Below are 16,725 nucleotides of genomic sequence, written 5' to 3'. Positions count from 1 at the left end.
CTAATCTCGTTGCTTATATTTCCTACAAAAGTAGCAAAAATATTAGACACACCTTATTAATAAGTTGATTTTTAACTTATATTTTACATCAGCAGTTTCTCGAGGGCGGGAATGTGTATTCTGGCACGGGACAGCCGGATGAGTCCTTCCTCGTTCATATCGTTTAGTGATTGGGAGATGTGCCTCTGCCCCTCGTTAAGCTCGTCGGCCAGTCTCGTCATCTTGATGTCGATATCCTTTTCTCCCGACATATAGAGGCAATGAGACCGGAAAAAACTTATGATTCGATGCCTCGTGTCGGCGGGAGTGGTTCTCCACATGTTGTCGTCAGCCTTCTGCAAGCGTGCGGTAATCAGGTTGATGAAGTTGATGCGGAAGACCAGGAAACTGTTGTAAAACCTCCTTACATCTTCCTTGCTGATGGTGATGAGGCTGCACTCCGAGGCTGCCTGATAGGTATGGGAGAAGCGGTAGCTGGGGCCGAAGAGGGCTTCCATTTGGAATGTCTCGGGCGAATCACGATACTCGAAAAAGGTAAAACTGCGGTCGGCAGCCGAAGTGATAATCTTGATTCTTCCGCTGACGAGAAAGTGCAGGTAGTCGGCATCATCTCCTTCCCTGGCGATGTCTTCCCCCGCTTTCAGCTTATGGAATCCCAATCGGGTGTGAGCCACGATCTCGCCGAGGTCGTCCCGGCTCATTCCTTGAAACAGCGGAAATTGCAGGAGCTTGTCGTATAAATGAAGGTTGGGCATGGTCGGGGCTGGCGGTTATTTAGATATCTTGTCTTTCAGGGAAGGAGAATACCAGACGGCGTTGTTGCCTTTAGCATCGGAATAGATGAGATAAGCCATCAGTTCCGGGTGTCTTGCGAGAACTTTCTTGGCTCCTTCGAGTCCCAGTACCATGAAGCTCGTGGCATAGGCGTCGGCCTTGGCGCACTCGTCTGCCAGCACCGTGGCCGACAGAATGTTGTGCTGCACGGGATATCCCGTCCTCGGGTCGATGGTGTGGGCGTATTTCCGCCCACCTTTATAATAGAAATTGCGGTAGTTGCCGCTGGTGGCCATGGCAATATCGGTAATGTTCAGAACGGTCTGTAGTTGCATGTCGGTGCTGGTGGAGTCGTCGGCTGGCTTTGTAACGCCAATCTTCCAAGGCACCCGTTTCTCGCTGATGCCGCTCGCCACGACCTCTCCGCCAATCTCGACCATGAAGTTCTTGATGCCTTTTATTTTCAGAAAGCGGGCTACGACATCCGCTCCATAGCCTTTAGCGATGGCGCTGAAGTCGAGCATCACCCGCGAGTCGGATTTCTCGTAGCGTCGGGTGGGCGTGATGCGGAACTTGTCCATGCCCACGAACTGCAGCAGGCTGTCTACTTGCTTCTTGTCTGGGAGCTTCTGATGCTTGAATCCGAACCCCCACGCATTTACCAAGGGGGCAACCGTGATGTCGAAAGCTCCGTTGGTTTCCCGGCTTACTTCCTGCGCGAGGCGGTAGACAGAAAGAAAACGGTCGCTAATATTGATGGGAGTCCTATTGGCATTGATACGGGAGACGGTAGAGTTCTTGTCGAACATGGAGAACTCGTCGTTCACCCAGTTGAGCTCGCCCACATCCTCGATATATTCCTTCTGGTAGTTGCGGTCGCTTTGGTAAGTGATGTGGTAGACCGTTCCGAAGATGAATCCCTCGTCGTGTTGATAGGGGAGGGAGCGCTGTTGGCGGATGATGACGATGGAGCCTATGATGAGGAAGAGCAGAAATGGAATCTGCCAAAGCAAGCGTTTCCGGGTTTTCATATGGTTACAGTTCAAAAATTACATTGAAAGTGGCTCCAAGTCTCGTGCCTCCCTGCTTTCCGAATCCCGGTACATACCACGGATTGCCGATGTCGGCTTCGGAATGGAAAAGGCGTCGCTTGTAGCGTACGCTCCATCCCAGGCGTACGAATTTCCATATCTTGGCATCGATGCCGCCGACAAGTTCTAACCAGTGATAGGAGCCTTTGTTGTCTTGATAATTGTATTCCGTGTGGTCGCCCCATATCGGGTCGGTCATTCCGTGCGATGAGATGTCGTACTTGAAGCTGCTGAAGGCGTAGCGGCCGCCCACATAGATGCGGTAGTCGTCATGCTTGTTCTTCATCACATTGAAGTCAATGCCGACCCTTCCATAGGGGGATGAGGTCCCGTAATGCAGCTTCGTGGAGACATCGTCCTCGTCGGCCTTACCCAGACCCACCTCTATGATGGGGAAGTATCTATCCTTCAGGTTTATGCGGAGGGCTGCCTCATACTGGCCGTAGCTGCTCAGCAGGAGTTGTCCTGCCCCCACGAGGTCGACGGAGACGGCGGCTCCCCGGAAAAAGGGAGTGGTGTCGGGCTGCTCTACGATTTTCTTGCGTCGCTGTGCCTGGCCGCCCAGGGAAAGCAGCAACATCAGGCTAATCAGAATTGCCCTTGAGGTATATGATGAGATGTGGCTTGCGTGCGTCATAGGTTACATCTTTATTGTTGACGGCGATAGAATCAATTACATTGTGAGTGGTCGACACTCCTGTTATCGTATGGAAAACGGAAGGATTGCAGTCTACCGATTCAAAGTGAGGCCGGTCTTCCTTAGAAACGGTAATCTTGTCGGTCTTCGTGCTCACGGAGTCCTTGAATTCGAAGTAGTATACATCCTGCGAGCGGCTGTAGCTCATAGGTAGTTGGATGCTGTCTACATCCACGCCCCTGTTGAAGAGTATGGAATCCCTGCCGTCGGAGATTTCAGCTGCCACGGTGAGGGTGTCGGTAACCCTCTTGGCAAACTTGAACTTTGCGTACACCATGTTGTTTAGCGGACAGTCGATGCTTGCGCACGACACCATCGCCAGCAATATGAGGCTTAAGAATAAGGGGCGGATTATTCTTTGCATTTCAGTTTCTCCTCTATTTGATAGTCGTTTCGATTGGGATTGGAGCGGCTTATGAGGTCGCCGAGGAAGCCTGAAAGGAACATCTGCGTGCCTATCAGCATCGTGGTGAGGAAGATGTAGAACCAGGCGGAGTCCGTGATCAGGTTTCCGTAGGTGCCGTTGCTGAGCTCAATGATCTTGTTGACGCCCAGAACGGCGAGGGCTATGAAGCTGATGAAGAACATCACGCTGCCGAGGAAACCGAAGACATGCATGGGCTTTTTGCCGAATGTTCCCAGAAACCAGAGCGTCATCAGGTCGAGGTATCCGTTGACGAAGCGGTTGAGCTTCATGAACTTCGACTGGCCGTATTTGCGTGCCTGGTGGTGAACCACCTTCTCGCCGATCTTGTCGAAGCCGGCATTCTTGGCCAGATAGGGGATGAAACGGTGCATCTCGCCATAGACTTCTATGTTTTTTACAACCTCCTTCCGGTAGGCTTTCAGGCCGCAGTTGAAATCGTGGAGGTTGTGGATTCCACTCACCTTGCGCACCGTCCAGTTGAATATCTTGGTGGGGATGGTCTTCGAAATAGGGTCGTAGCGCTTCTGCTTATAGCCGCTCACGAGGTCGTAGCCGTCCTCCTTTATCATCTTGTAAAGGCTGGGAATCTCGTCGGGGGAGTCCTGCAGGTCGGCGTCCATCGTGATGACGACATCCCCCTGTGCCTCCTTGAATCCGCAGTAGAGGGCCGGACTCTTGCCATAGTTGCGGCGGAACTTGATGCCTTTTACGGCTTCCGATTCCTTACAGAGGTCTTCTATCACCTGCCAGGAGCCGTCCGTAGAGCCGTCATTCACGAATATCACTTCGAAACTGAGGCCGTTGGCCTTCATGACGCGTTCTATCCAATGATAGAGCTCCGGTATGGATTCCTGCTCGTTGAAAAGCGGTATTACAACAGAAATATCCATTTTCTTATCTCCATTTTGTTTCATTTTCTGTAGTTTCTTTTGTAGGGTCCGCGCCGCATACATAGTGCCGCGATGGGTAGAGACATGATGGTGCCCATGAATATATTCTGCATCATGAAGACGAACGACAGCTGGATGGGCTTCATGCTCGTGAATACGCTGACGGCATCCGTGAAATCCTTCGCGTCGATTCCCTGTGTCTGGTAGACCTCCGACATGACTTGGGTAGCGTTAATAAGTATGGAATTGAACAGTCCCTTGTCCAAAAAGCGGAAGTAGACATACTGGGCAAGACAGAAAAGCAGGCTTGCATAAAAGAAGGTGAACCATGAATAGACAAGTCCGCGGCGGAAAGAGATGATTCCATCCAGTGCGTCGTTGCGGAATCTGACCAGCCTCCATATCACGATGAAGGGCGTCGCCATGGCGAGAAGAGACCCTATTACTGACTGCGGGACATAGAGGACAGAGGCAAAACTCCCTATCCATGCGAGTGCCAGGATAAATCCATCCTGACGGGCAAAGGCCCTTATCTGTGTCAATGCTTCTGCAAAAGTCATATCAGATGCAAAAATACGCATTTTATCTAATACTAAAGGTATAATCTTTTGAAATTTTAGTTATTTTATAAAATAAGTTAAAGGGGGGCTGTTTTTCATTTATCACTTTTCGTTTTTCGTTTAAAATGTCTATCTTTGCATGCGCAAAACGGGCAAGTCTCTTACGGCCAGCTCCCTTTGAATCCCCCAGGATGGGAACATAGCAAGGGCAGAAGGTTGTAGCGGCGCGATAAGAATCGCTTGCCCACCCGCCTCTTTAGCTCAGTTGGCCAGAGCACGTGATTTGTAATCTCGGGGTCGTTGGTTCGAATCCGACAAGAGGCTCACCTGAAGAAAGGAAGCTCGGTTGAGGCCGGGCTTCCTTTCTGTTTCTCCCTTACATATCTACCACGGTGATTCCCGCTCCCCCGAACTGTACATGCTCGTCGGCAAAGTGCGTTACATTGGGCACCGTTGCCAGATACTGGCGTATGAGCTGGCGGAGGATGCCATTGCCCTTGCCGTGGAGAATCCTCACCCTCGGCATGCCTGCCAGGATGGCGTCGTCGATGAAATACTGTACGGCGTTCAGGGCTTCGTCGCCCCTCATGCCCCTGATATCCAAGTCCTGACGGAAATTTCTGCGATGGTCGTCGATGGTATTCTGTGTTATGTGGGAGATGTGGAAGGCCTGCAGGCTTTCCTTGAGCTCGTCGGCCTTGGTCTTGGATGGGGCTTCCGATTCCTGGGCTGAAGACCCTTCCGCGCGTTCCAGCCTGTCAAGTCGGAGGCGGGTTTTCATTCCTCCGAAGATGGCGGTGCCCATCTTGCCATCCATACTCTCGAGGGTACCGACCGACTTCGTGCCTTTTATGCGAACGGAATCGCCTTCTTTCAAGGGTGCGGAACTGTCTGCTTCCGCAGCTTTTCGCGCTGTGCGTCGGAGGCTTTCCGCTGCCTTCTCCTCGCGTTCGGCCTTTTCAGCCTTGCGCTGGGCCTTTCTTTCCTTGCGCTGCTGTATCTGGGCTATCTTGCGGGCAATCTTGTCATCGTTTTCCCGGGTGTCGATTTCTGCGACATCCTGCTTGAATTGCTCCAGCTCCTCACGGATGCGGCGCGTCTCTTCCTTGTGTGCTTGGTTTTCCCGGATTTCCCGGATGGTGTTCTCTATCTTGCGGTTGGTCTCGCTGAGGAGTTCCTCGGCTTGCTGTTTTGCCTTGCGCAGGATCTCCTTCCGTTCCTGATTGATGTTAGTGATGTCGGTCTCATAGTGCGCGATGCGCTGCTCCAAGTCCTTTTCCCGCTGGTGGATGTTCTGGCGTTTGTTCTCCCAATAGCGTTTGTCGCGCACGATATCCTGCAGGTATTTGTCGCTTTGTATATAGTCGGCGCCCACGATTTCGGAGGCTTCATGGATGACCTCTTCCGGCAAGCCGATCTTGCGGGCAATCTCGATGGCGAACGAACTTCCCGGTCTTCCTATCGCCAGCTGGAAGAGCGGGCGCATCTCGCCCCGGTCGTAGAGCATCGCCCCGTTGGCCACACCTTCGTGATTGTCGGCAAAATGCTTCAGGTTCTGGTAATGGGTGGTTATCACACCCCAGGCTCCATCGCGCATCAGACGGTCGAGCACGGCTTCGGCGATGGCACCTCCGATGGCGGGCTCCGTTCCCGTTCCGAACTCGTCGATGAGGATGAGGGTCTCCTTGCCGGCCTGCTTCATCATGTTTTTCATGTTGAGCAGATGCGAGGAGTAGGTGGAGAGGTCGTTCTCCAGACTCTGCTCATCGCCTATGTCTATCATAATGTCCTCGAAGACACCGGTTTTCGAGCGGTCTCCTACAGGGATGCTCAGGCCGCATTGGAGCATGTATTGCAGCAGTCCCACGGTCTTCAGGCATACCGACTTTCCGCCGGCGTTGGGTCCCGAGATGATGAGAATGTGCTTCTCGGCCGTCAGCAGGATGTCGAGAGGCACGAGCGGTTTGTCCCCGTGCTTTTCAAGTGTCCGCTTCAGGAGCGGGTGTTCGGCGCGAATCCAGTCGATGTGAGGGTGGTCTTCCACCTCCGGCTCCATCGCCCGCATGCTCTCGGCGAGGTCGGCCTTGGCCTGAAGGAAGTCTACCTGTGCAAGGAATTCAAGCGAGAAGAGGATTTCCTCGCTGTGCGGACGGACGAAATCGGCCACCTCACGCAGGATTCGCACCACCTCATGTCGCTCGTCGCTCTTGAGTTCGCGAATGCGGTTGTTGGCTTCTACGACTTCCGCCGGCTCTATGTAGACCGTGCGACCGCTGGCGCTCTCATCGTGCACGATGCCCCGTATCTTGCGCTTCAGGCCCGGGGCCACGGGCAGTACCAGGCGTCCGTCGCGCAGGGTGGGTGCCACATCCTTGTCTACCAGCCCGTCTTTCTGCGCCGAGAGAAGGATGTTGTTCAGGATGCCCGATATGGAATTCTGCGTCCGGGCCAGTTCCCTGCGGATGTCGGCCAGTTCGGGCGAAGCGTTGTCGCGTATATGCCCGAACTTGTCCAGCACCTGCATGATGCGCTGGATGACGGTAGGCATGGGGATGACGCCGTCGGTGAGTTCGGCCAGGGCAGGATAGTCGTAGACCGTCCGGCCGTCGGCCGCCTCTTCGCCGCTCTTCAGAAACTTTACCAAAGCATGTATTGTCTGGAGCGTTCGCTGAAGATCAAAGAGCTCTTCTTCCTCGAGGTAGGTGCCCGTCACTCGCAGCCGCTTCATGCTTTCACGGATGTCGAAGAAGGCTCCGAGGGGCAGACCGTCCTCTCCCTGCCGTATGCGGCGCAACTCGCGCGTCTGCTCCATCTGGCTGTTGATGAGCTCTGCGTCGGTGGAGAAGGTTATCCGGGCGACGCATGCCTTGCCCAATGCCGTCAGGCAGCGGGCGTTGAGCAGTTCGCGAATCTCGCTGAATCCTATCTTCTGTTCAAAGTTCTTTGGATATATCATCGTCTTGTCTCTTGCGTGTGATGGTTGCCGATGCCACTCCTTACAGCGGAAGGCACTTCGCACGGTATTGCAAAATTACTCCTTTTAAGATAATGTCCGCCAGCAAGGTTTGTTAATAATAGTTAATCGTATGGTGATTTTCTCTTTCCATTTCTGCTTTCTCGCATAAAATCCATACCTTTGCACTCGCTTTTCGACCAAAGCCGATTCTTGGAATCGCAAGGAAAGGTGGTAGAGTGGTCGATTACAACGGTCTTGAAAACCGTCGTACCGAGAGGTACCGGGGGTTCGAATCCCTCCCTTTCCGCTAAGAGGTTTTAAAAGGACTTCATAAGGGTCTTCAAATAAGCCTTCAAAAATTAGCTAATCGTTGTAAAATCAAGGTTTTACAACGATTTTTCTTTGTATATACCTCCATTGCCTGACGGCATAACCCTATGTTTTGACGGTCATCTTTCGGTCAATTTCTGCTACACTTATTGCTACACAAAAATTACAGTAGCAAAAAATGTAGCAGTGACGGGATTCTGAATACCATATTGACGCCATCAACTCTTTCTTTTTTAACATATTAAGTATTAACTTTGCAGCCGAGTGCTACACAAAAGAAAGATGCATTATGAGAAAAAACTTCAAGGTGTCCTTCTACCTACGCTCAAACTATGAGAACAAAGAAGGAAAGTCGCCTGTAATGCTCCGAGTATTCCTTAACGGAGAGATGGCTAATTTCGGATCTACGAAAATCTTCGTGGACAAGACAATGTGGAACAATGCTACGAGCCGGATCAAAGGTAGGACGACTGAAGCCTTGTCCGCCAATGCCGCATTGGACTCTATTTCTGTTACACTGAATAACATCTATCACAAATTAGAGGATGACGAATCTCTGTCATTGGATAAAATCCGCTCGTTTTTTGTGGGGAAGGGCAGAGAGTACACAACTTTTCTCCCAGTATTCGACAGGTTCAACGAAGACATCAAGCAGCGTGTCGGACACACAATCAGCAAAGACAGCTTACAAAAGTACAGCGTTTTGAGAAGACATTTCTCAGAATTTCTTATCCATAAGTATGGAAGGAAGGATATAGGACTTACAGAGTTCACGCCATCCGTGGTACAAGACTTTGAGTTATATCTGGGTACTGTGGCAGGTTGCGCTTACAATACTTCGGTCAAGAAAATGAAGACACTCAAGACCGTAACCATCTATGCACAAAAGCGAGGCTATCTTCTTCACGACCCGTTCCTCAATCATCGTTTTCACTTGGAGCCTGTCAATCGCGGCTTTCTCACGGACGAGGAAATCATGAAGATTGCCAACAAGGATTTGAGCATAGGACGATTGGAATTGGTAAGGGATATTTTCATCTTCTCCTGTTTCACGGGACTGGCATATATCGACGTGTCCAATCTCACGCCTGACAACATCGTTACGCTCGATGACAAGCAGTGGATTATGACCAAGCGGCAAAAGACGAATGTTGAAACAAATGTACTCTTGCTGGATATTCCCAAGGCTATCATCGCCAAGTACAGCCACAAGACCTATCGGGACGGCAAACTCTTTCCCATATTAACGAATCAAAAAACCAACGCATATTTGAAAGAAATTGCCGATATTTGTGGCATCAAGAAGAATCTGACCTTCCACCTTGCAAGACATACATTCGCCACAATGTCACTGAGCAAGGGCGTTCCGATGGAAAGCGTGTCGAAGATGCTGGGGCATACCAACATCAAGACCACACAAATATATGCCCGAATTACGAATAAAAAGATTGAGCATGACATGGAGCAGCTCGCTGACAAACTCGGCAAGTTCAACAAGGCGATGGGCATCCGATAATATAATAATGTATAGCTCTAAAAATAAAAATTAACAATGGAAACAACAAAGAAAGAACTGTCCTACTTCCGTCTGAAGTTGGAGAACTACCTCAGTGAGCATTTCCCCGAAATGCAGAATGACAAGCCGTTCATAACGGCAAGAGCCGATGAAGCCCTTACCACTTACTGCGATGCAGTGGCGCAAGGCTTCTCACATCCCGGAGCGGAGGCAATGGCAAGCGAGGTGCTGTACCGAGGGCTGCGTTTTTCCAAGTACGACACGCTTGTTTCCGTGCTGGAGAATGAGTTTGAGAAGGAACTGCCCTCCCCGCTCCCGAAAGGCTTTCCCCGCTACTTCTGAAGAACAAGGCTGTGCAAAGCGTTTTCGACAAGTACGAACTGACGGACGACTTCGACGCAAGTCCGGAGTATGAGAAACTATACACCGAGCTGACAGGGACAATCGTTCTGCTCATCGAGGTCAATGCTCTGCCAACGATAGACGGTGAGAACATAACTTGAAGTAACACTATCGGGAGCTTTTGTAGTGTCAAGAGCCAAGATACACGCTCCACTCCACACGCCAAGAGTTCTGCAAACACTTGTCTTTGTGTAGTCTGCGCATCTTGTCAGCGCTATGTTTCCGTCGAAAGCTCCGTCGCCGTTGGTCGACGTTCCCACGCCGCGCTGTATCTGCACTCCGCCCAGCAGCGCGGAGTATGAATTCATGTTCGCCCAGAACACGCTCTGGTCCTTGGGCGAGTTGAGCTGCACGCCGTCGATGGTGACGTTGATTCTCGAGTCTCCGGCGCCGCGTATGCGCATGTACGTCGTGCCGATTCCCAGTCCGTTCTCGCTCCAGGCCACCACGCCCGGTGTCTGGGCGAACAGGAACGGCAGCTCCCTCGCGGTCGTCGAGAATTCGGAAATCCGTTTCCTGTCGATGTTTGCCACGGCGAACGGCGCGTCCTTGTGCGCCTTCACGCCCCTCACCACAACCTCGCCGAGCTCTTCGACCCGCAGCGAATCCATTGTCTGAGCCGTCGCCGTGCCTGCAAAGAGCGCCGCAATGGCCGAAAAAAGAATTTTGTTCATTTACCTTATTTATATTAGAACATAATACAATAAGGGGTTCTCTTCAATCCCTACGCCGGCATTACCCGGATCAGGTCAAAGGGTCTGATCTCAGCCCGAGCACTCGAGCACCCCTTAAAAGGCCGTTTGCCTTTCGGCTGTAAAGTTACGGCAAAATACTGAAATAACCAAGACAATGACGTATTTCCTGCTCTTATTGTTCTTTCTTGAGCTGTCTCAATTGCCTTTTGTCATCGCGCGCAACACCTCGGCCACCGTTTCCGGTGCATCCGAAGCGCTCGTCTTTCCTCCGCCGGCCGGCACGCCATCGAAGCAATGCCTGCGCATCTGCCCGGCCGGCGAATGCAATCAGCGCGCGCGTTGATGTCCGCTTGGTGTTCAGTGAATCATATCATTAAGGTGTGCGCCCCGGAGGGGGATGCTGGTTTCCATATACGATTGCCGTTTGTTTATGCCTATCTTGAAATGGCATGGCGGCGCCTGCTTATCGGCGTGGCGCTATTCCTTAAGTGATATCGACAGCAGCACGTCGTCGGGATGCAGTTCGAGCTGGCCGTTGGGCACGATATAGCTGTCGCCGCGCTTGACGAGCATTATCAGAGTGCCTTGTCCGAAATTCATCTCGCTGATGGTGTTTCCCGCGGTGAGCATCTCCGGCGTGACCTTCCTCTCGCAGAGCCGCGAGCCTATTTCTTCGGGAATCTCTATCCCGAACTCGCTCGGCTTCTCCTCTTCGCAGTCGAGATGTAGCCTGCGGGCAAGCCATGAGATGGTGGTGCCCTGCAGCGAAAGCGACATTAGGGTGATGAAGAAAACGATATTGAACAGGATATGTGAGTTCTCCAGTCCGGCCAGCATAGGGTAGGTGGCGAAGATTATCGGCACTGCTCCGCGCAGGCCGACCCACGAAAGGAAGTGCTTTGCATTGCGTGGCATCCCCCTGTAGGGAAGAAGGCAGAGCCACACTGTGACGGGGCGGGCCACGAACATCATGAACAAGCCTATTGCCACGGCCAGAGGAATGATGTCTATCATCTCGTTGGGGTTGACAAGCAGTCCCAGCGTGAGGAACATCACCACCTGAAGCAGCCACGTCAGCCCGTCCATGAAGGTTGTCATCTCGCGCCTGTAAGACAGTTTGCGGTTGCCGACCACCAGGCCCGCTATGTAAACGGCGAGGTATCCGTTGCCGTGAAGCAGGTCAGTGATGGGGTAGGTCATGACCACGATGCTCAGCAGGAGCACCGGATAGAGCGACGTGTTCGGCAGGTTTATGCGGTTTATGAGCATCGAGCCTCCCATTCCCATGAGCCATCCGACCACGCCTCCGACCATGAATTGAAGTGCGAGCTGGGCGAGGATGCCGGATGCCGACACGTGTCCGATGTTTACCGCCACGCCCACCAGGGCGAGCGTGAGCATGTAAGCCATCGGGTCGTTGCTGCCGCTCTCGAGCTCGAGTATGGGTCGCAGGTGGTGCTTGAGGCCTATTCCCTGCGAACGGAGCAGGCTGAACACCGAGGCGGAATCGGTCGACGACATCGTGGCGGCGAGCAGGAGCGAGACTATCAGCGACAGTTCCACGCACAGCCCGAAGCGGCTCGTTATGAAGAATATGAACAGTCCGGTGAGCAGGGTGGTGAGCACTACGCCGAGCGTCGACAGCAGCAGACCCTGCCCGAGCACGGGCCTGATGTCCTTTATCCTGGTGTCCATGCCGCCGGTAAAGAGGATTACGCTCAACGAGAGCATGCCGATATTCTGGGCGTTATGCAGGCTGTCGAACTCGATGCCGACGCCGTCGCTGCCGAAAATCATTCCCGTGAACAAAAACAGCAGCAGCGTGGGGATGCCGAAGCGATAGCCCGTCTTGCTGATGAGTATGCTTACCAATACGAGAATCGAACCCAGCAGGAATATGTTTTCGGTTGATAGTGTCATGGGATGCCGCGATGTGGAAATATGTATGAATCGTTGTTTCTGCTTACTGACCACAAAGATAATCAAAAAAAAGCAAACGGCAAAAGTTTATCGGCCCTTTGCTTGCATGATTTTCTGCCCCGTGGCGTGTTGTCATGGTGCCGGGGCTTGCGTCTGGTGCCAAAGGGGTGATTCCCTGTCGCCGATGCCTGCTTGAGGGAGGCAAAACCGAGGCTGGTTATGAAACCGCCGAAATTAAGGGATGAAATCGCCGAAATGACAGCCTCATTCCTGCGGTTTTATGGCGTGCGTGAAATGCCACGGGTGAGACGAACCCGTCGACGGGCCGTCGTGCCACGGCGGAAGGATGCCGCGGAATGTGAGATTTGTGTTCTTAAGGACTTGGGAATGAGCATTATGCATTGTGTGGGTCAATTCCCTTTGCCTGTAAAGACAATAAGGTGAGAGCTTCGTATGAATTGCTCTCACCTTATTCATTGTTGTCGTAGTCCGGCAGTGTGGGCGGTTAGTGCTTGTAGTGCCTTGGGCAGGCATTGACTATACTGCCGCCGCGCCATGCCGCCTTGCGTTTAGTTGCCCGTATATTTCGCCTCTATGGTGTAGTTGGCAAGGTCGAAGGTGAGCACATAGTCGCCGGTGGAGAAACCCATCCAAAGTGGTCCACCCGGCCAATTTGAAAGTGGCCCACCTGACCTGCCGAAAGTGGTCCACCTGACCTGCTGAAAATGGCCCACCCATTTTCTTTGTTAAATGTTCCTCTGATTGCCCGAGAATGGCTATCTTTATCTGTTAATTATTCTAAAGAGGACTAATTGCAGATGCCTATGCCTAACAATGCCATCAAGATGAACAAACTTCGTCAAGTATTAAGATTGGGCGGCAGCGCCCATGGTACCCGCAGCATCGCCGTGATGCTCGGTCTCTCCCGTACGACGGTGAGGAAGTACCTCCGTATCTACCACCGGCTGGGTCTGTCCCTTGGGGAACTCCTTTCCAAGGACGACGCCACGCTGTATGAACTCTTTCAGGTCAATCCCAACTCCGGCCGCCCTGAGAGTCCGTCGGCCAGGGAACTCATGGCTCTGCTTCCTTCGTATGCCCGCCGGCTGAGGAAGCGTGGGATGACCAAGAAACGTCTCTTCGAGGAGTACCGCAGGGAGCATCCCGCAGGTTACTCCAAAAGCCGTTTCAACTCCTTCCTGCTGGCCTACATGGAGCAGGGCAAGACCGTCATGCACATAGAGCACAGGGCCGGCGAGCGCATGTTCATAGACTTTGCCGGCGACAGGCTCTGCCTGACCGACCCCATAACGGGGAAGCGGACTGCCGTGGAGGTATTCGTGGCCATCCTGCCCTGCAGCCAGCTGACCTACGTTGAGGCGGTCATGAGCCAGGACAAGGAACACCTCATTGCGGCATGCCGGCATGCGCTGGAGTTCTTCGGCGGCGCTCCGAGAATCATCGTTCCCGACAATCTCAAGTCCGCCGTGAAGAAGCCCGGCCGCTATGAGGCCGTGATCAACGACGACTTCGAGGCCTTTGCCGAGCATTACGGCTGCGCGGTCGTTCCGGCAAGGGTGCGCCGGCCCAGGGACAAGGCGCTCGTGGAGGATGCCGTCAGGCTGACCTACCAGCGCATCTATCCCATGATTTCCGATGAGGACGCGGTCTCCGTGGAACTGCTCAACGCAGCCATCAGGAAGGGCCTGGAAGCTCACAACAACACACCGCTCACGGGCAGGCCGTACAGCCGCAGGGAACAGTTCGAGGACATTGAGCGCCCGGCGCTCTGTCCGCTTCCCGAACGCCCCTTCGAGCTCCACAACCGGTGCATGCTCACCGTGCAGCGCAACGGGCACATACGCCTGCACGGCCATTTTTACAGTGTCCCTTACAGCTATGCGGGCAGGAAAGTGAGCGTATTCTACAACTCTTCCGATGTGGACGTGTACATCCATTACCGGCTTATCGCGCACCATCCCAGAAGCGCGGAGGGTTTTGGATATACCACCGCCGCGGAGCACCTGCCCCCGGGACAGCGCATGGCCATGGAGGACGACCCCACGCCGTATATACGCCAGGCCGGGGACATCCACCCGGCAGTTCAGCAGTATCTCAGGATGGTCGTCACGGGCAAGAAAGTACCGCAGCAGGCCTGCAATGCCTGCAGGGGCATCCTCTCCCTTGGACAGAAGGCCGGGAAAGAACGCCTCGTGGCCGCCTGCAGGCTGGCCATGCAGCTGCAGGCCTACAACTACGCGGCAGTGGAGCATATATTAAGAACCGGACAGGACCGCACCTCGGCCCCCGAGGACGGGACGATGCCGGAATCAACGCCAAGGCACGGAAACATAAGGGGAAAGGATTATTATAACTGACAAACTTAAAGGAACAAAGCAATGGAAATGAACAGGGAAACACTGGGCAGGATGCTGCAGATGCGCCTGCTGGGCATGCACGCGGCCTCCAGGGCCTCACAGGAGAACTTCACCACCGACAGGATGACAACCGACGAGTTCGTCTCCTGGCTCGTCACCAGCGAGTGGGACGACAGGTGCAACCGTACCATAGAGAGGCTCATCCGGCAGGCAGGCTTCCGCTATCAGGCCTCGGTGGAGCACATTGACTACGGCACCCCGAGGGGGATTGACCGCAATCTCGTACAGCGCCTGGCGGAACTGGGCTTCATGGCAGAGGGACGGAACGTGTTCATCACCGGAAGTACGGGAACGGGGAAAAGCTATCTGGCCACGGCCCTGGGATACAGGGCCTGCCAGAAAGGCCACAAGGTGCTCTATGCCAACATGGCAAGGCTCATGGCACAGCTCAGGATGGCCAGGACTAAGGGAACCATCCTGCAGGAACTCAAGAAAATAGAGCGCACGGAGCTGCTCATACTCGATGACTTCGCACTACAGCCCTTCGACACACAGGCCAGGAACCATCTCATGGACATCATCGAGGACAGGCATGAAAGAAAGTCAACCATCATCGCCTCACAGATACCCGTACGGGGATGGTACGACGCCATTGCCGACAAGACCGTAGCAGACGCTCTCATGGACAGAATCGTGCATCAGGCCATCAGGATAGAACTTGAAGGAGAATCTCTACGGAAAATGCAAGTAAAAAAGAATTAAAACGCTTGCCACATCAAAAATAATGTTTATATTTGCAAAAAACAATTACTGACAATGGCGTAGGAAAAAAGAACAGCTCAAAGGAAGAATGAGGAACATTTTAACATATCAGATGTGCAGTAACTTGAGTGGACCACTTTGCGTAGGTCAACCGGGCCAGTTTCGAGTGGATTTTCCATATGAAGAAGAAACAGAGGTTTTTGGTATATACGCAATATGTTTTCGATGGCGTATTCGATGTGGTCGCAGAGAGCAAGGAGGAAGCACGGCAGAAAGTCCTGCAAGATTGTGGGCTGGTCATGGGTGGAAGCATTCACAGCACCCTGCCCGATGATGAGATAAATTGGGCATTTGACAGACACCCCAATGAACGGATAGACAGAATAGCGAAAGTGTAGAAACAGCATCTTGAATAAGACCACGAGCCACGCAAACCGAAAATTTGCGTGGCTTCTTTTCTTTGCCTTTGAACAAGCAGGCGACCAAAGCAAAGAAGCAAAAGAAAGTCGCAGGAAATCAAATACGTAGTGTCACGTTGATGATGTTTTCATTTTACTCATAAAGTTAGCCTATTCCTGATTTTATACTTTAAAATAGAGAATTTTATTGTATATTGAGATAAAATTCTTATCTTTGCTATTATGAATTTAATTTTCAAATAGTCAACCCATCTTGAGAGAGGTAAAGATGGCGACTTTAAAAGCACCTCGAAATGTTCCATAGGCTTTGAGATGAGCGGAACAACATTTTTAAAGATGATTGTAATAGTGGGATTTCTCACATTATGCTTCCTTTAGCCAGAAGCATTAGCTTTTTTCTTAAAAATGCTACCCTTTATTACACATTGAAGACTAAAATTCATGAACAGGCAGTGCGGCTTTTGCGCTGCCTCTTTTTATAATTAGTGTATAAAAAATAAGGCAAATTCTATTTGCCTCCGCTTGACCAATCCACGTAAAACTTTTCCCTTGTATCGGCAGAATGAAACATACTCCCGATAAAAGTTCCTATCCCCAGCCTCTATTTTTTGCAGCAGTCGGCTCTTGGGGTGCCTGTCATAGCCGAGCAGTCGTCCCACGCCCACATTGTAGGCAAGCAAGGTCAGCAGCAGGGCGTCCTTGCCATATCCCTTGAAGTGTTCAAAGCATTTCCAAAGGTCGGCACGGAGCAGCGAGTCCGCCTGCCGTTCCGTCATGTTTGCCGTGAAGTGCTCACCCGGCTGCAACTGATGACCATATCCGACGTATGGATAATCCTTCCAGCCATGCAGTCCCTCAAAGTATTTCACGACGGCCATTATGAATACAACTTTATTATGGAAAGTCTT

The 16,725-nt window shown here is 52.3% G+C and carries 15 protein-coding genes, 2 tRNA genes, 1 other RNA gene, 2 pseudogenes and 1 riboswitch; of the genes and pseudogenes, 9 read left to right on the top strand and 11 right to left on the bottom strand.

Annotation, left to right across the window (positions count from 1 at the left end):
• Positions 1-83: 83 nt before the first annotated feature.
• Genes BM114_RS05755 through BM114_RS05730 form a run of 6 tightly spaced genes read right to left on the bottom strand, consistent with a single transcriptional unit; the run spans position 84 to position 4,439 of the window.
• Complete coding sequence (locus BM114_RS05755) at positions 84-755, bottom strand: Crp/Fnr family transcriptional regulator (RefSeq protein WP_092111325.1); 672 nt, start codon at positions 753-755, stop codon at positions 84-86.
• Positions 756-770: 15 nt separating this feature from the next.
• Positions 771-1,805: an FAD:protein FMN transferase gene (locus tag BM114_RS05750; protein WP_092111324.1), complete on the bottom strand. Its 1,035-nt coding sequence runs from the start codon at positions 1,803-1,805 to the stop codon at positions 771-773.
• 4 nt (positions 1,806-1,809) lie between these two features.
• Complete coding sequence (locus BM114_RS05745) at positions 1,810-2,502, bottom strand: DUF6048 family protein (protein WP_255406441.1); 693 nt, start codon at positions 2,500-2,502, stop codon at positions 1,810-1,812.
• Positions 2,450-2,926 (bottom strand): DUF6452 family protein, encoded by a 477-nt coding sequence (locus BM114_RS05740; protein ID WP_092111322.1) that lies wholly within the window; start codon positions 2,924-2,926, stop codon positions 2,450-2,452. The genes BM114_RS05745 and BM114_RS05740 overlap by 53 nt, the downstream gene beginning before the upstream one ends.
• Entirely contained in the window at positions 2,914-3,879 is a 966-nt protein-coding gene (locus BM114_RS05735; protein ID WP_092111574.1) for a glycosyltransferase family 2 protein, read from the bottom strand. Before BM114_RS05735 ends, BM114_RS05740 begins: the two co-directional genes overlap by 13 nt.
• Positions 3,880-3,899: 20 nt before the next feature.
• Complete coding sequence (locus tag BM114_RS05730; RefSeq protein WP_255406440.1) at positions 3,900-4,439, bottom strand: DUF4199 domain-containing protein; 540 nt, start codon at positions 4,437-4,439, stop codon at positions 3,900-3,902.
• 150 nt (positions 4,440-4,589) lie between these two features.
• Here BM114_RS05730 and ffs point away from each other — a divergent pair.
• Together ffs and BM114_RS05720 are read left to right on the top strand one after the other, a co-directional pair.
• An RNA gene (gene ffs, locus BM114_RS05725) (signal recognition particle sRNA small type) lies at positions 4,590-4,688 on the top strand.
• Position 4,689: 1 nt separating this feature from the next.
• Positions 4,690-4,763: transfer RNA gene (locus tag BM114_RS05720), tRNA-Thr, on the top strand.
• 52 nt (positions 4,764-4,815) lie between these two features.
• On the opposite strand, the gene BM114_RS05715 is transcribed toward BM114_RS05720, so the two are convergent.
• Positions 4,816-7,395 carry an endonuclease MutS2 gene (locus BM114_RS05715; RefSeq protein WP_092111318.1) on the bottom strand — a complete coding sequence of 860 codons (2,580 nt, stop codon included), beginning with the start codon at positions 7,393-7,395 and terminating at the stop codon, positions 4,816-4,818.
• Positions 7,396-7,617: 222 nt separating this feature from the next.
• Here BM114_RS05715 and BM114_RS05710 point away from each other — a divergent pair.
• The 3 genes and pseudogenes from BM114_RS05710 (at position 7,618) to BM114_RS05700 (ending at position 9,744) form a co-directional block, all read left to right on the top strand.
• Positions 7,618-7,702, top strand: a tRNA-Ser gene (locus tag BM114_RS05710).
• A 312-nt stretch (positions 7,703-8,014) separates the two neighbouring features.
• Positions 8,015-9,241: a site-specific integrase gene (locus tag BM114_RS05705; RefSeq protein WP_092111316.1), complete on the top strand. Its 1,227-nt coding sequence runs from the start codon at positions 8,015-8,017 to the stop codon at positions 9,239-9,241.
• 36 nt (positions 9,242-9,277) lie between these two features.
• A pseudogene (locus tag BM114_RS05700) lies at positions 9,278-9,744 on the top strand (DUF1896 domain-containing protein).
• Between the two features lie 96 nt (positions 9,745-9,840).
• Here the strand turns inward: BM114_RS05700 and BM114_RS05695 are convergent.
• A pseudogene (locus BM114_RS05695) lies at positions 9,841-10,317 on the bottom strand (TonB-dependent receptor plug domain-containing protein); the annotation flags it as partial.
• A gap of 29 nt (positions 10,318-10,346) precedes the next feature.
• Positions 10,347-10,442: riboswitch (TPP riboswitch) on the bottom strand.
• 50 nt (positions 10,443-10,492) lie between these two features.
• On the opposite strand from BM114_RS05695, the gene BM114_RS14100 reads away from it, so the two are divergent.
• Positions 10,493-10,681 carry a hypothetical protein gene (locus tag BM114_RS14100; RefSeq protein ID WP_143089261.1) on the top strand — a complete coding sequence of 63 codons (189 nt, stop codon included), beginning with the start codon at positions 10,493-10,495 and terminating at the stop codon, positions 10,679-10,681.
• A gap of 134 nt (positions 10,682-10,815) precedes the next feature.
• Here the strand turns inward: BM114_RS14100 and BM114_RS05690 are convergent, their stop codons facing one another.
• Positions 10,816-12,258 (bottom strand): potassium/proton antiporter, encoded by a 1,443-nt coding sequence (locus tag BM114_RS05690; RefSeq protein ID WP_092111572.1) that lies wholly within the window; start codon positions 12,256-12,258, stop codon positions 10,816-10,818.
• Between the two features lie 569 nt (positions 12,259-12,827).
• Positions 12,828-12,992 carry a hypothetical protein gene (locus BM114_RS14325; RefSeq protein ID WP_177207059.1) on the bottom strand — a complete coding sequence of 55 codons (165 nt, stop codon included), beginning with the start codon at positions 12,990-12,992 and terminating at the stop codon, positions 12,828-12,830.
• Between the two features lie 111 nt (positions 12,993-13,103).
• On the opposite strand from BM114_RS14325, the gene istA reads away from it, so the two are divergent.
• From istA to BM114_RS05675, 3 genes are all read left to right on the top strand, one after another.
• Positions 13,104-14,636 (top strand): IS21 family transposase, encoded by a 1,533-nt coding sequence (gene istA / locus BM114_RS05685; RefSeq protein ID WP_177207058.1) that lies wholly within the window; start codon positions 13,104-13,106, stop codon positions 14,634-14,636.
• 21 nt (positions 14,637-14,657) lie between these two features.
• Positions 14,658-15,398, top strand: a complete 741-nt coding sequence (gene istB, locus BM114_RS05680; RefSeq protein ID WP_092111310.1) for an IS21-like element helper ATPase IstB — start codon at positions 14,658-14,660, stop codon at positions 15,396-15,398.
• 179 nt (positions 15,399-15,577) lie between these two features.
• Positions 15,578-15,796 (top strand): hypothetical protein, encoded by a 219-nt coding sequence (locus BM114_RS05675; RefSeq protein WP_092111308.1) that lies wholly within the window; start codon positions 15,578-15,580, stop codon positions 15,794-15,796.
• Positions 15,797-16,299: 503 nt separating this feature from the next.
• Here the strand turns inward: BM114_RS05675 and BM114_RS05670 are convergent.
• The gene (locus BM114_RS05670) at positions 16,300-16,695 is read right to left on the bottom strand and encodes a glycoside hydrolase family protein (protein ID WP_092111570.1); all 396 of its coding nucleotides are present in this window, start codon (positions 16,693-16,695) and stop codon (positions 16,300-16,302) included.
• Positions 16,696-16,725: the final 30 nt, after the last annotated feature.

Source organism: Prevotella sp. KH2C16, assembly GCF_900113305.1.
In the GTDB taxonomy this organism is placed as follows: domain Bacteria; phylum Bacteroidota; class Bacteroidia; order Bacteroidales; family Bacteroidaceae; genus Prevotella.
This window is presented reverse-complemented; position numbering and strand designations above follow the sequence as displayed.

Excerpts from the sequence above, each read along its gene's own strand:
- BM114_RS05755 (WP_092111325.1), bottom strand. The coding sequence starts at position 755 with ATGCCCAACCTTCATTTATACGACAAGCTCCTGCAATTTCCGCTGTTT.
- BM114_RS05750 (WP_092111324.1), bottom strand. The coding sequence starts at position 1,805 with ATGAAAACCCGGAAACGCTTGCTTTGGCAGATTCCATTTCTGCTCTTC.
- BM114_RS05745 (WP_255406441.1), bottom strand. The coding sequence starts at position 2,502 with ATGACGCACGCAAGCCACATCTCATCATATACCTCAAGGGCAATTCTG.
- BM114_RS05740 (WP_092111322.1), bottom strand. The coding sequence starts at position 2,926 with ATGCAAAGAATAATCCGCCCCTTATTCTTAAGCCTCATATTGCTGGCG.
- BM114_RS05735 (WP_092111574.1), bottom strand. The coding sequence starts at position 3,879 with ATGGATATTTCTGTTGTAATACCGCTTTTCAACGAGCAGGAATCCATA.
- BM114_RS05730 (WP_255406440.1), bottom strand. The coding sequence starts at position 4,439 with ATGACTTTTGCAGAAGCATTGACACAGATAAGGGCCTTTGCCCGTCAG.
- BM114_RS05715 (WP_092111318.1), bottom strand. The coding sequence starts at position 7,395 with ATGATATATCCAAAGAACTTTGAACAGAAGATAGGATTCAGCGAGATT.
- BM114_RS05705 (WP_092111316.1), top strand. The coding sequence starts at position 8,015 with ATGAGAAAAAACTTCAAGGTGTCCTTCTACCTACGCTCAAACTATGAG.
- BM114_RS14100 (WP_143089261.1), top strand. The coding sequence starts at position 10,493 with ATGACGTATTTCCTGCTCTTATTGTTCTTTCTTGAGCTGTCTCAATTG.
- BM114_RS05690 (WP_092111572.1), bottom strand. The coding sequence starts at position 12,258 with ATGACACTATCAACCGAAAACATATTCCTGCTGGGTTCGATTCTCGTA.
- istA (WP_177207058.1), top strand. The coding sequence starts at position 13,104 with ATGAACAAACTTCGTCAAGTATTAAGATTGGGCGGCAGCGCCCATGGT.
- istB (WP_092111310.1), top strand. The coding sequence starts at position 14,658 with ATGGAAATGAACAGGGAAACACTGGGCAGGATGCTGCAGATGCGCCTG.
- BM114_RS05675 (WP_092111308.1), top strand. The coding sequence starts at position 15,578 with ATGAAGAAGAAACAGAGGTTTTTGGTATATACGCAATATGTTTTCGAT.
- BM114_RS05670 (WP_092111570.1), bottom strand. The coding sequence starts at position 16,695 with ATGGCCGTCGTGAAATACTTTGAGGGACTGCATGGCTGGAAGGATTAT.